This window comes from Paenibacillus sp. MT124 (assembly GCF_058792755.1).
The window spans coordinates 1921698-1934592 of the sequence record NZ_CM179500.1 but is presented as its reverse complement, the minus strand read 5'-3'; the positions used below and the strand labels follow the sequence as shown (position 1 = coordinate 1934592).

Genomic DNA, 12895 nt, shown 5'->3' with positions numbered 1-12895 from the left:
CTATGTGTATAATCAGGTCTTGATAGCCCCTGTTAATACCCCTTTGGCAAAATGCTTTTGCAGCATCGGGAAGAAGCACATAATTGGAACCATTGTGACGAACACGGCTGCCATCTTCATCCCTGTGGAGAATTTGGATGCGGCTCCGGCTGCATCCACGCTGGAAGCGTTGGAAGCATTCGTCTGGGATTCGACGATAATGGTCCGCAGTACGTTTTGCAGTGGTAACTGATCCGCCTTTCGCAGGAAGATCATCGCATCATACCAGCTGTTCCAGTAAGCCACGCCGTAGAACAGCGTGATCGTTGCGATAATAGGCGTAGCCAGTGGAAGTACGACGGAGAACAGTATTCTCCACTCACCGGCTCCATCCAATCGAGCTGACTCCATTAGTGATTCCGGCAGCGTGTAGAAGTAGTTCATCATCAGGATCATGTTGAACGCACTGAAGCTTCCCGCCAGAATAACGGACCATAGCGATCCCGTCAGATGAAGAGATTTCATGATCAGGTAGAGTGGTACGATACCACCATTGAAGATCATGGTGAACAGCACTAGGAAAAAGATAAATTTCTTAAATGGAAATTTGCTGCGACTTAGTCCATACGCCATGCTTGTTGTCAGGAACATGCTGAGAGGCAAGCCAATCACCAGCAGGATCAATGTATTTTTGTACCCCGTCAGGATACTTCCGTCAGCGAACAGCGCCTTATAGGAATCAAAGGTGAATTCTTTAGGGAACATTAGCATTGGATTGTCGGCATATTCTTTTTGTGTAGCGAACGAGATCATGATGACATTCCAGAACGGAATCAGAATCATTAGGGCAAGCACAAGTAAGATGGCGAAGATAACGTAATCCAGAAGCGTCATTCGTTCTGTACCAATCTTCGATTTTTTGTTAGCTTTCTTGCTCATTTCATTTTTCCTCCTTTCTTATCGGAACAATCCATCTCCGCCAAGCAGCTTCGCAAATCTGTCAGCAAGAAGCAGCAAGACCATATTCACAAGGGAACGGAACAAGCTGACCGCTGTCGAGAACGAGAAGTCGGTTGATGATTGGAACGTAATCCGATAAATATATACATCGAGTACTTCTGATACATTTTTGGTTGCGGCATTCGCCAAGTTGAAGATCTGATCGAAACCGGATGACATCAATCCACCGACAGACAGGATAAACATAACGGTGATGGTCGGCAGGATGTTCGGCAGCGTAATGCGGAACATTTGCTGCAACCGTGAAGCTCCGTCGATCTGTGCTGATTCGTATTGATCCTGATCGATACCCGAGATCGCAGCGAGGAAGATGATGGCGCTCCATCCGCTTGATTTCCAGATATCTGTTAATAGAAGCATCGGTACAAAGTTGGATTCGGAACCCAGGAAGTTAATCGTTGGCAATCCAAGCAATGCTAGCGTGCTATTCACCAATCCGTCATACGCCAGCACATTGATGACAACCCCGGATACGATGATCCATGAAAGGAAGTGAGGGAACGTAAGAATCGTTTGGAACCACTTTTTCCCTCTGCGCATACGCAGTTCGTTCAGTAACAGGGCCAATATAATCGGGAACGGGAATTGAATAATCAGCTTCAAAATGTTGATATACAATGTCCGCCATACCGCGTCGATAAACGTGGGATCCCGGAAAACGTATTTGAAGTTCTCAAATCCGCTCCATGGGCTTCCCCAGATCCCCAGGTTCGCTTTGTAATCCTTAAATGCCAGTGACAGGCCGCCCATTGGCAGATAGGCGAACAAGATCAGCCAGACAAGCCCTGGAATAAGCAGGGTGTACGTCATTCTGTGCTTCCAGATTTCACTCCAGAGCGAATTTCCTCTCAGGTTTCCCTTCAGCTTTTTGCTAGGTCCTTCGGCTGCAGGTTTCAATTTGCATCTCCTCACTCTACTTTGGTCTTGTCGTTATACAGAAAATCAAACATGGTTCTCAGGTGATGCTCCCAAAATCTCCATTCATGAGCTCCTGGAGATTCAACGTACTGGAAACGATACACAGTTCCCAGCATGTACTCGGCGAACCTGCGATTCATTTCAATAAATGGATCACTTTCACCGCAGCAGCTAAGCACATCCGGTAAAGGTCTGCCCTCTTGCAGCAATTTGTCTGACAGTGCGTAGATGTCCTGGTCGGGCTTTACCTGTAACCGTTCTCCAAAAACCGCTTTCATTTCCTTGATCATACCGGGTGGCATATTGGGATCATGAAGCCGTGTCTGAATGTCGGTTACTCCGGATAAAGAAACCACCTTGCGATAACGTTCGGGATAAGTCAGTGCACATTTCAGAGCACCATATCCACCCATGGACAATCCCGCAATGTAAGTCTTCTCGGGATCCGTGTTCAGGTTGAGCTGACGTTTGCAGAACTCAGGCAACTCCTGAGTAATGTAATGGAAGTAATTCAGGCCGTATTCCATATCAGTGTAGTAGCTTCGGTTTGCCTCCGGCATAATGATGGTACAGCCATATTGTGCAGCGTACATTTCAATTGTAGTCAATCGTTGCCATGTACTCGCATTATCGCCTGCCCCATGCAGCAGATATAGCGTACCGCCTGAAGTCTCTCCGGAGTCACTGGACACTACATGTATGCTTGTGTTCATGCATAATGTAGGCGATCCGGTTTCGATCGTGATGTGTGCCATATGCAACCCCTTTCATCATCAGCTGTTGCCTGTACTCTCTCTACTTTGGCTTTTCTGCTACGACTTCTTGCCTTTCCCCCATACCCTACGAGTTATCGAAACGATTTTCTCGAATCGTTTCAAAACAAAGCTAACTTGATTCACATGGACTTAAAAACAGCACTTTTTACTTGGAAGCGATTTCTTCGAATCGTTTCGAATAAATCATAATCCCGATGAGTAAATCCTGTCAATAACCTTTTTACAAATTTCGCGTTATTTTCTCAAAAAACTTCTTATTCAAGTGTAAATTTGCGTCAAAAGGCACTTTATTTGTGATAAAACACCCTTTTGGTAACCGTTTGCACATCTTTCATTGACATCCCCTTCGGATTGTACTAACATAATTTCTGATTTTGGTTCCGGATTACGGAAACGTTTCACCAGTCCTAAAATGTCGTCTTTTTTAATGAAAGGATGTTATTATGTCCAGCATTGTTGATCGCTTTGTTCAACATATTGAGGCTCAGCAATTAAACGTACTGTCGGTTCGTGTGCTGCAGCATGGAGAAACACGTGGAATGTGGGATCGGACTGAGGATAAGCGGCGCTTACAGCATTCGATCAGTAAGTCGTTTACCTGTATGGCTGTAGGATTGGCACTCGAAGAAGGCATATTCACACTCGAATCCAAACTGGGAGAATACTTCACATGGCCAACACCTGCTCCGAACCTAACAGCATTCTCTCCGGCGGATCTCACACTGTATGATCTGCTACGGATGTCTTCAGGGCATGATGTGCCTGTGCTCTGGGCGGAGGAACGGGCCACACTTGCGGAGAAAGATTGGGCTAAATATTACATGTCACTTCCAATTGACAGAGTCCCTGGTGAAGCATTTACATACAGCAGTGCCGATACTTTTATGATCTCGGCCATGTTTCAGGCAGCCTCGGGCCAGACCGTAAAAGATTATCTGATTCCCAGACTGTTTGAACCGCTGGAGATTTACAACGTCGAGTGGGAAACCTCTCCACTGGGCATTACATTAGGCTGTGCGGGCTTGCAGCTTACGAATGAGGAATTAGGCCGGTTCGGACAGTTCTTGCTTCAGAAGGGCAATTGGAACGGTAATCAGCTGGTCCCTGCGGGATGGATAGATCAAGCAACAACTCGCCAGATAACGACGCCGGGTGAAGGCGATTGGGGACAAGGATACGGATATCAATTTTGGTTATGTTCTCACAATGCATACCGTGCTGATGGCGCTTATGGTCAACTATGCGTGGTCCTGCCCGAACTGGACGCTGTGGTTGCCGTTAGTAGTGACGAATTGAACATGCAGGCCATTTTGAACCTGATCTGGTCCGATATCCTTCCCCATCTTGAAAGTGAACATTAAGCTACTCAATAGGATTATAAATTATTGTATTTTTTCAAAACATATTGAAAAAAACAAAAGAAGTATCATGCCTTTATCGGTCATGATACTTCTTTATTTTACCCGTGCTGTGGAAGCTGGGTCATTTCATCTAGACATTGTGCGCATATGTAACGCTCTTTGAACTCATTGACTTCTTCCATTGATCCGCAGAAAATACATTTTGGACGGTATCTCTCCAGAATAATATGGTCCCCTTGTACTAAGATCTCTACAGGATCTCCCTCATTCATTTGATACCTTTTACGCAAAGATTTAGGCAATACGATCCTACCCAATTGGTCAACTTTGCGAACTACTCCAGCTGGCTTCATAGCTACGGCACACCTCTCCTATCTTACTCTAAATTTCTAGGTACAATTGTACTATGTTTAAAGATTCGCCAAGATTTTGTCGAATCCTGCTGGAAATAAACATTTTTTGTCCTTTTTTTTGAAAAATGTTTTTTTAGCGAATTCCAACAAACACTTGAAGGCGAATATGGATCAATCCAGACCCGGAAAATTCAATTGTCGCAATGCTTCATATACGATAATTGCCGCTGAATTAGACAAGTTTAATGAACGTACATCACCTGTCATAGGCATTCTCATGCAAGTTTCCGGATTGGCAGCAATTAATTCAGGAGGTAGTCCTTTGGTCTCTTTGCCAAAAACCAAAAAATCTTCATCCTGGAATGAAAAATCGCTATAGTTGTTCTTCGCCTTCGTGGTTGCGTAGAAAAAGCGACCCTCCGGATACTTTTCCTGAACCTCTGCGAATGAATCATGATATTCAATGTGAACTGCATGCCAGTAATCCAGGCCAGCCCGCTTCAAGGTAGCATCATCCGTCCGAAACCCGAGTGGGCGAACCAGGTGCAGATGGGTTCCCGTAGCCGCGCAGGTGCGAGAAATATTGCCGGTATTCGCGGGAATTTCCGGTTCAACCAGAACGATATGCAAAGCCATATGTGTTCAATCTCCTTTAAGTTCATGTATCTGTTGCAATCCTCTAATTCTAAAGAAAAGCCCCCCACACGTCAATGTGGAAGGCTCTGGAAGGGCTAGATTGGAAGGCTAAGGCCTCTCATCCATTCCCCTATGATTTATCCATTTGTCTTCTGAAAGTGGCTCATAAAGTCTGTCAATGCCTTAACACTCTCATAAGGTGCTGCATTGTAGATGGATGCACGTAGGCCTCCAACACTGCGGTGTCCTTTTAATCCAACGAACCCTTCGTGCTCTGAAGCCTTGATGAATTGTTTCTCCAATTCTTCCGAAGCAAGGCGGAATGTTACGTTCATCAGGGAACGGTCTGCAGCATCAACACAGCCGCGATAGAAGTCGCCTGAGGAATCAATGGTATTATAGAGCAATTCCGCTTTCTTGATGTTCTTTTGTTCAATCCCTTTCAGTCCACCTTGTTCTTCAATCCATTTCAGAACTTCATTGACCATGTAAACAGAGAAAGAAGGCGGGGTATTATATAGGGAATTGTTTTCGGTATGCGTGCTGTAACGAAGCATCGTTGGAATCGTTTTTGGCGATTCGTTTACCAGCTCCTCCCGAGCAATCACCACTGTAATCCCGGATGGTCCAAGGTTTTTCTGTGCACCCGCATAAATCATGCCAAACTGATTAAGATCAAATGGTTTACAGAAAATATCACTCGACATGTCAGCAATTAAAGGTACAGATCCCGTGTCCGGGAAAGACTTGAACTGTGTACCCTCGATCGTTTCATTGGATGTCAGATGTACATAAGCTGTGCGGTCAGGCAAACTCAGGTTCGATACATCAGGCAATTTCATGTATTTATCAGCCTCGGAAGAAGCTGCAATGTGGGTTTCACCGATCAGCTTCGCTTCAGATAACGCTTTTTTTGCCCAGCTGCCTGTCATGACATAACTTGCAGTTTGGCCTGCTCCCAGAAGGTTCATCGGCAGCATGGCGAACTGGGTGCTTGCTCCGCCCTGAAGAAATAGTACCTTGTATCCCTTCGGATTGCCTAAGAGCGACAGCAAACGCTCCTGAGCTTCATTATGTACGGACTCGTACACTGCCCCACGGTGAGACATCTCCATAATCGACATGCCTGTGTTACGAAAATCAACAAATTCTGCTTGCGCACGCTCCAAAACCTCCAGTGGCAGTGCCGCTGGTCCTGCATTAAAATTATACGCTCTCTTTGTCATTTTTCCCCCGCCCTTTCCATCCGTAGCTTACATATGAAGTAAATATTATCGCTATGATATCAGTATTCCCTATCCGCATCAAGGGCAATAAGCACTGAAGCTAGCAATTAGGGTCATCAAAATACTTTATCACCCTGCAAAGTTAACGTACTACATCGCTCATTCATGGAAAAGCCTCCGAGAGCGAGTCCCGGAGGCTTAAATTGTAGGCACACTTGTTTCGATCGGATTAGCAATCGAAGTAAAGGCTGTACTCGTGTGGATGAATGCGAATAGCTACAGCTTTTGCTTCATCACGTTTGAGGTTGATGTAGTTCTCGATGAATTCTTTAGTGAATACGCCGCCTTCAGTCAAGAACTCGTTGTCTGCTGCCAGAGCATCAAGCGCCTCTTCCAGGGAAGCTGGAACGCTGCGGATGTTTTCTTTGTCAGCATCTGACAAGTCATAGATGTTTTTGTCGAGAGGACCGTAACCAAGCTCAGTTGGATTGATTTTACGTTTGATTCCGTCCAGACCCGCCATCAGCATAGCAGAGAATGCCAGGTAAGGGTTAGCAGTGGAGTCAGGCGTACGGAACTCGATACGACAACCTTTAGGTGTCACAGCTGCAACCGGGATACGCACTGCAGCAGAGCGGTTACCTTTGGAGTAAACCAGGTTCACCGGTGCTTCGTAACCAGGTACAAGACGTTTGAATGAGTTTGTACTTGGGTTAGTCAACGCGATCAGAGCTGGTGCATGGTACAGAATTCCTCCGATGTAGTGCAGAGCCATTTCGCTCAGGTTTGCATATCCCGCTTTGTCGTAGAACAATGGGGAGTCGCCATCGAAGATGGATTGGTGAACGTGCATTCCGCTACCATTATCACCGAACAATGGTTTCGGCATGAATGTAGCTACTTTGCCATATTGACGTGCAGTGTTATGCACGATGTATTTGTATACAAGCAGGTTATCTGCTGTTTTCTTCAACGTATCAAAACGGAAGTTGATTTCGGCTTGACCAGCTGTTGCCACTTCGTGGTGATGACGCTCGATTGACAGGCCAGCTTCTTCCAACAAACGACACATTTCACTACGGATATCTTGTTGAGTATCCACTGGTGCTACAGGTACATATCCGCCTTTAGTGCGAACTTTGAAGCCCAGGTTGCCGCCTTCTTCCTTGCGGTTCGTGTTCCAAGATGCTTCTTCGGAATCAACGTAGTAGGAAGAGCTGTTCGTGCCGCTCTCATAACGTACATCGTCGAAGATGAAGAATTCGGACTCAGGTGCGAAGAATGCTGCTGTACCTACACCGCTCTCTTTCAGGAAAGCTTCAGCTTTAACAGCGATGCTGCGTGGGTCGCGCTCATAGCGCTCGCCATCTGGTGTGAAGATATCACACATAACATTCAATGTAGGGTGTGCAGTGAACGGATCGACATAAGTCGCTTCAGGATCAGGCATCATAACCATATCGGACTCTTCGATTCCACGGAAACCTTGGATAGAAGAACCGTCAAAAGCTACTCCATTTACGAATGTGTCTGCATCAACAGCCGAAGCTGGCAACGAGATGTGATGTGCACGACCAGCTAAATCTACAAAACGAAAATCTACCCACTCGATGTTGTTCTCTTGAATTGATTTCAATACGTTTTCAACCGACATGTATTCGTCCTCCCAAATATTCCGAACAATAAACAACCCCACGAAAGAAAATGTCCATATTCGAATTTTTTTCTGTCGTCATTATAAATTCTTAAACATGACATCGTCAATACTTATGTAAGGTATTTTTTGCGACTATGTTAGCTATACTTACATTTTATAAATTCGCTAATTTCACTTAACAACGAATTGATTTTACATTTAACCGAGTTAATGCGGTAAAGTAACCATAATAACATCCTAAAAAATGGTAAAAACATTACATCATAAATGTTTCTTATCACTGTTGATTAATAAATGTATTCAATTCCCTTTTGATATGAAAAACCGGACATCCCCCTGCTTCATTCTTAAGAATGAAACGAGGAAAATGTCCGATTGTATAGTCAAACTATAAGATTAGACGCCCACTCTTGCCGGGAAAAACTCGGCAGGTTGTTTGGCTGTATTAAACGTTTTGCCCACGATTGGAGCGAGTTTCTCCAGATCCTGCAGCAAGTTGGCGAATTGGTCAGGGAACAGGGATTGTACACCATCGCCTGTCATGGAGTTGTCTGGATCTGTGTGCATCTCGATAATTAATCCATTGGCACCAGCAGCAACAGAAGCTTTTGTCATCGGTTCTACCAGTTCACGGCGTCCTGTACCATGGCTAGGATCGGAAATGACAGGCAGATGGCTAAGAGACTGCAGCACAGGAATCGCCGACAGATCAAGCGTATTGCGAGTATAGGACTCAAACGTACGAATGCCGCGCTCACAGAGCATTACATTAGGGTTACCGCCGGCGAGGATGTACTCAGCCGCGTTCAGAAGCTCATCGTATGTCGCACTGAAGCCGCGTTTCAGCAATACGGGTTTTCCGCATTCGCCCAGCTTACGAAGCAAATCGAAATTTTGCATGTTCCGTGTTCCGACTTGCAGAATATCCGCGTACTCCGCACAAATATCCACGTATTCCGGAGTCATGACTTCCGTGATGGTCAACAGGTCATGTTTCTTGCCAGCTTCAGCCATCATGATGAGCCCTTCTACACCTGTTCCCTGGAAACTGTAAGGACCGGTACGAGGTTTAAATGCACCGCCGCGCAGTACCTGGCCACCAGCAGCTTTCACAAGACCGGCAATTTCATCAATTTGGGCAGCAGATTCAACCGCACATGGTCCACCCATAACGACAAGTTCTTTTCCGCCGATATCCACTCCCTTAATGGAGATAACTGTATCTTCAGGATGGAAGTCACGGCTGGCCAACTTGTAGGATTTTGAGATTCTTACGACATTCTCTACACCCTTCATTTGACGAAGATGCTCCTGCATTTTGGGTTCCACTTTGCCAATCAATCCGATAATGGTACGATCCTCCCCGCGGGAGATATGCACCTGAAGCCCTTCCTTTTCAATCACAGCGACGATATCCTGAATCTGTTCCTCCGGTGTTGCCTTACCTGCAATAACGATCATAATTAATTCCCATCCTTCCTTGTATGAGAGCACCAAACTGATTCGATGTGCATCTGATTATAATTAAAAGTTCTATTGCGCTTAAACGCTTGTTCGCTTTTAAGCTTTTATCCACTAAAGTAAATATATCATAGTCAGCCATTCTCGTCAAGGTCACTACGGCTACTCCTCTTGCAAAAAAATCCTGTGCCACAACCCTAATTCGGGGCTGCAGCACAGGATTTCTTGTATTTGTTACGTTGTACGGGTCTTCTCCCGCACTGGGGGCAGCAGTTTGCTCATGTTGACGGTACGCTTAATTTCCCACGTCTCCGGTTGATCATGCTCATATTGCTCCAGATAACTGATAACTTCCTTCGTAATCGGAGTCGGCGTCGAAGCACCTGAAGTTACGGCTACCTTGTTTACCCCTTTCAGCCATTCCTGCTTGATCTCGGACACATCCGATACCCGGTAGGCCGTTACACCCGCAATCTCTTCCGATACTTGTGCAAGTCGGTTCGAGTTGTTACTGCGCGGGTCACCCACAACGATAACCAGATCAGATTGACCTGCCTGCTCAGCTACAGCTTCCTGACGAACTTGTGTAGCCAGACATATCTCGTTATGAATTTCAGCGCCAGGAAATTTCTCCAGAAGACGGCTCATGATGTGTTTGATATCCCATTGACTCATCGTCGTCTGATTGGTAATGAGAATCTTGCCAGCTGGCACATTCAGTGCATCAATCTCTTCTTCCTTCTCAATCAAATGCACCTGGTCAGGCGCAACTCCAATAGCCCCTTCGGGTTCAGGATGGTTCTTTTTACCGATATAGATGATCTGATAACCTTCAGCCGTTTTCTCCCGGATCAGGTCATGTGTCTTGGTTACATCCGGACATGTGGCGTCTACTGTAGTGAGCCCTTTGTCCCGTGCCATCTTGCGTACCTCAGGAGATACACCGTGGGCCGTAAAGATGACCGTACCGCTCTCTACCTGACTCAGGATTTCAATCCGGTTCGGACCATCCAGTGTAATGATGCCCTCATCTTCAAAGGAATCCGTCACATGTTTGTTATGCACAATCATACCCAATATATATATAGGCCGTGGTAAATCAAGATTACGTGCTGCCTGACGTGCCAATACCATGGCATCCACAACTCCGTAACAATACCCTCGCGGCGAAATTCGCAGTACTTCCAATTGGTTGCCACCCGCTTTCTTTTTCAGCATTACTGCCGATGTAATTGCAGTCCAGTCTATTATACCTTTATTCGATAGGTGGAGCAAAGACAACTGGCATCCAGATGATGAAAGTCGTTCCTTCACCGCGTCTGGTCACGACCTCAACGGAGCCCATATGCTCCTCAATAATCCATTTAGCGATGGACAACCCCAGTCCAATGCCCGGTGTAGCTCCGCGGGATTCGTCTGCACGATAGAAACGATCGAAGATAAACGGCACCTCATCCTTATCCATACCGATGCCTGTATCACTGATGCGGAGACCAACCTGGCCTTTGTATAGGATCGCATCAAGTGTTACCGATCCGTCCGGTGTGTATTTGAACGCATTTTCAATGAAAATAAAGAGCATCTGCTGAAGATAGTCTTTGCTGCCGTTCACATAAATTCCATTTAAAATCGATAAATCGCCAACCCGCCATTCTGCGTGGTGATCGAGGAAATGTGCTCTGCGAGCCACTTCTTGCACCAAAATTTGCAGCGGAATCGGATTCAGTTCTATTTTCTGTCCTGTATCGGCCCTAGCCAGTGACAGCATGTCACTAATCAACCTGCTCATGCGTTTGCCTTCGTCAGCCATATCTTCAATCGCTTCAAGCGACATCTCCTTGACGGTCTCCTCATCCAAATTCGGTCGGTCATTGCCTTCCTGATCCCATAACTTTTTCAGGAAATCCACGTTTCCCCGAATCGTGGTCAGCGGTGTACGCAGCTCATGAGAGGCATCGGATACAAATCTGCGCTGAGCAGCATTGGTCTCCTCCAGGCCGCGGAAGGACAGTTCTGTCCGTTCGAGCATGTTATTCACCGTTTCAATCAGGCGGCCGATTTCATCCTTGGGACCTGTATATTGTATCCGGACACTCAGATCGTCACCGGATTGAATCTGATTGGCTGCATCAATGACATTGACGAGTGGGCGCATCGATTTACGGGCAAGAATGAGACCTGAAGTAATGGCCAGTGCCATGGCCACAAGCCAGCCAAAGATCAGAATATTAAGCAGCGCCTCCAGCAATCGTTCCTGCGAACTTACATTGGCACCCACCTGAAGAAGCCCCCTAATTTCATTGGTCCCCTGCAGGGACAAGGGCTGCTGATTGACCAGAAAAGGAGTGCCATTCACGTAAATCTTGGATATCCCGCGTTTTTCTACTATTTCATTCGTCTTCAAAACCGGAAATTGGATGCGAACCTTCTCCATGTTTCCTGAGATTTTGCCAGACTGACTTTGGTAATCCCAGAGTTGAATGTAAATTTGGGCTTCCTGCAGCTGACTCTCGGTAAAAGGGTCCAGATCAAGCGTCTGAGATAACGGGTTAACTCCGATCTGGTCTGTAATTCGCGCACTCTTCGACTTTAACTGCTGTTCGACTTCCTGATACGTATTGAAATAAACAAAGGCATAGATTACGACACCCCAAAAAATAAGCACAGCTGCCAAGATGCCAGAATACCATGCGGTTAGTTTTAACCGAATGGACATGTCAGGAGTCACCTCTCAGAATATAACCCGCTCCACGAATCGTTTGGATTAAGCGTTTGCCTCCATACTCTTCCGTTTTTTGCCGGAGCATCGCAATATATACTTCCAGTACGTTTGACTCGCCGCTATAATCATAGCCCCAGATCTTATCCATGATCAGGTCACGGGAGAGCACTCTTTTCGGATTTTGCATAAACAAGTTCAATAGTTCGAATTCCTTCGCTGTCAGCTCAAGACGTTTCCCGTCACGCAGCACTTCGCGTGAGTCATTGTCCAATATAATATCTTCGTAGACGAGCCGGTTATCCGGTGTTTCTGCAATATCCGATTTACGACGCAGCAAGGCGCGGACACGGGCCAGTAATTCTTCCAGTGCGAATGGCTTCACCAGATAATCATCCGCTCCGGTATCCAGACCGGTCACCCGGCTCTGAACCTCATCCTTCGCGGTTAACATGAGCACAGGTACTTTGCTTCCGGCTTCCCTTAATCGGCGACATACTTCGAAACCGTCGATCTGAGGCATCATCACATCCAGCACCACTACATCCGGTTCCTTATCCATTAATTTACTGAGACCCTCAGCCCCATTGGAAGCAGTCTGTACCTCATAACCTTCAAACGCCAGCCCCCGGCGGAGCATGGACACGATTTTTTCATCATCATCCACAATCAAAATAGTTGAGCGCATGGTCTTTCTCCTTTATTCTCACATTTTAATCTCATTGTAACAGCCAGAAGCCCAGTCTGCATCTTGGCCGCATTTCTCGCTTCTCCAAGCTCTTGCTTGGT

At 46.2% G+C, this 12895-nt stretch carries 12 protein-coding genes; 1 reads left to right on the top strand and 11 read right to left on the bottom strand.

Translation table 11 applies throughout. The features are described from left to right. Positions 1-12: 12 nt before the first annotated feature. Genes AC3RCI_RS09105 through AC3RCI_RS09095 form a run of 3 tightly spaced genes read right to left on the bottom strand, consistent with a single transcriptional unit; the run spans position 13 to position 2672 of the window. Positions 13-918 (bottom strand): carbohydrate ABC transporter permease, encoded by a 906-nt coding sequence (locus AC3RCI_RS09105; RefSeq protein WP_153977723.1) that lies wholly within the window; start codon positions 916-918, stop codon positions 13-15. Positions 919-936: 18 nt separating this feature from the next. After that, positions 937-1896: an ABC transporter permease gene (locus AC3RCI_RS09100; RefSeq protein ID WP_153977722.1), complete on the bottom strand. Its 960-nt coding sequence runs from the start codon at positions 1894-1896 to the stop codon at positions 937-939. Between the two features lie 11 nt (positions 1897-1907). Beyond that, complete coding sequence (locus AC3RCI_RS09095) at positions 1908-2672, bottom strand: alpha/beta hydrolase (RefSeq protein WP_492528687.1); 765 nt, start codon at positions 2670-2672, stop codon at positions 1908-1910. A gap of 464 nt (positions 2673-3136) precedes the next feature. Between AC3RCI_RS09095 and AC3RCI_RS09090 the strand changes: the two genes are divergently transcribed. Then, complete coding sequence (locus tag AC3RCI_RS09090; RefSeq protein ID WP_492528685.1) at positions 3137-4054, top strand: serine hydrolase domain-containing protein; 918 nt, start codon at positions 3137-3139, stop codon at positions 4052-4054. Between the two features lie 98 nt (positions 4055-4152). Here the strand turns inward: AC3RCI_RS09090 and AC3RCI_RS09085 are convergent, their stop codons facing one another. The 8 genes from AC3RCI_RS09085 to AC3RCI_RS09050 form a co-directional block, all read right to left on the bottom strand. Beyond that, positions 4153-4407 (bottom strand): AbrB/MazE/SpoVT family DNA-binding domain-containing protein, encoded by a 255-nt coding sequence (locus AC3RCI_RS09085; protein ID WP_024629045.1) that lies wholly within the window; start codon positions 4405-4407, stop codon positions 4153-4155. A 171-nt stretch (positions 4408-4578) separates the two neighbouring features. Next, on the bottom strand, positions 4579-5043 hold the full coding sequence (gene trmL, locus AC3RCI_RS09080; RefSeq protein WP_154895912.1) for a tRNA (uridine(34)/cytosine(34)/5-carboxymethylaminomethyluridine(34)-2'-O)-methyltransferase TrmL: 465 nt from the start codon (positions 5041-5043) through the stop codon (positions 4579-4581). 137 nt (positions 5044-5180) lie between these two features. Continuing rightward, positions 5181-6269: a 3-phosphoserine/phosphohydroxythreonine transaminase gene (gene serC / locus AC3RCI_RS09075; RefSeq protein ID WP_492528683.1), complete on the bottom strand. Its 1089-nt coding sequence runs from the start codon at positions 6267-6269 to the stop codon at positions 5181-5183. A gap of 229 nt (positions 6270-6498) precedes the next feature. Then, positions 6499-7923 carry a type I glutamate--ammonia ligase gene (gene glnA, locus AC3RCI_RS09070; protein ID WP_095288270.1) on the bottom strand — a complete coding sequence of 475 codons (1425 nt, stop codon included), beginning with the start codon at positions 7921-7923 and terminating at the stop codon, positions 6499-6501. A 399-nt stretch (positions 7924-8322) separates the two neighbouring features. Continuing rightward, positions 8323-9387, bottom strand: coding sequence for a 3-deoxy-7-phosphoheptulonate synthase (gene aroF / locus AC3RCI_RS09065; RefSeq protein ID WP_095288271.1), 1065 nt, complete (start codon positions 9385-9387; stop codon positions 8323-8325). Between the two features lie 234 nt (positions 9388-9621). Beyond that, positions 9622-10575, bottom strand: coding sequence for a 4-hydroxy-3-methylbut-2-enyl diphosphate reductase (locus AC3RCI_RS09060; protein ID WP_095288433.1), 954 nt, complete (start codon positions 10573-10575; stop codon positions 9622-9624). A 67-nt stretch (positions 10576-10642) separates the two neighbouring features. Continuing rightward, positions 10643-12103 (bottom strand): sensor histidine kinase, encoded by a 1461-nt coding sequence (locus tag AC3RCI_RS09055; protein WP_492472684.1) that lies wholly within the window; start codon positions 12101-12103, stop codon positions 10643-10645. Position 12104: 1 nt separating this feature from the next. Next, complete coding sequence (locus tag AC3RCI_RS09050) at positions 12105-12794, bottom strand: response regulator transcription factor (RefSeq protein WP_095288273.1); 690 nt, start codon at positions 12792-12794, stop codon at positions 12105-12107. Between the last annotated feature and the right edge of the window lie 101 nt (positions 12795-12895).

Bases quoted from the DNA above. Each gene is read 5' to 3' on its own strand.
- AC3RCI_RS09105 (WP_153977723.1), bottom strand. From the start codon at position 918: ATGAGCAAGAAAGCTAACAAAAAATCGAAGATTGGTACAGAACGAATG.
- AC3RCI_RS09095 (WP_492528687.1), bottom strand. From the start codon at position 2,672: ATGGCACACATCACGATCGAAACCGGATCGCCTACATTATGCATGAAC.
- AC3RCI_RS09090 (WP_492528685.1), top strand. From the start codon at position 3,137: ATGTCCAGCATTGTTGATCGCTTTGTTCAACATATTGAGGCTCAGCAA.
- AC3RCI_RS09085 (WP_024629045.1), bottom strand. From the start codon at position 4,407: ATGAAGCCAGCTGGAGTAGTTCGCAAAGTTGACCAATTGGGTAGGATC.
- trmL (WP_154895912.1), bottom strand. From the start codon at position 5,043: ATGGCTTTGCATATCGTTCTGGTTGAACCGGAAATTCCCGCGAATACC.
- serC (WP_492528683.1), bottom strand. From the start codon at position 6,269: ATGACAAAGAGAGCGTATAATTTTAATGCAGGACCAGCGGCACTGCCA.
- glnA (WP_095288270.1), bottom strand. From the start codon at position 7,923: ATGTCGGTTGAAAACGTATTGAAATCAATTCAAGAGAACAACATCGAG.
- aroF (WP_095288271.1), bottom strand. From the start codon at position 9,387: ATGATCGTTATTGCAGGTAAGGCAACACCGGAGGAACAGATTCAGGAT.
- AC3RCI_RS09055 (WP_492472684.1), bottom strand. From the start codon at position 12,103: ATGTCCATTCGGTTAAAACTAACCGCATGGTATTCTGGCATCTTGGCA.
- AC3RCI_RS09050 (WP_095288273.1), bottom strand. From the start codon at position 12,794: ATGCGCTCAACTATTTTGATTGTGGATGATGATGAAAAAATCGTGTCC.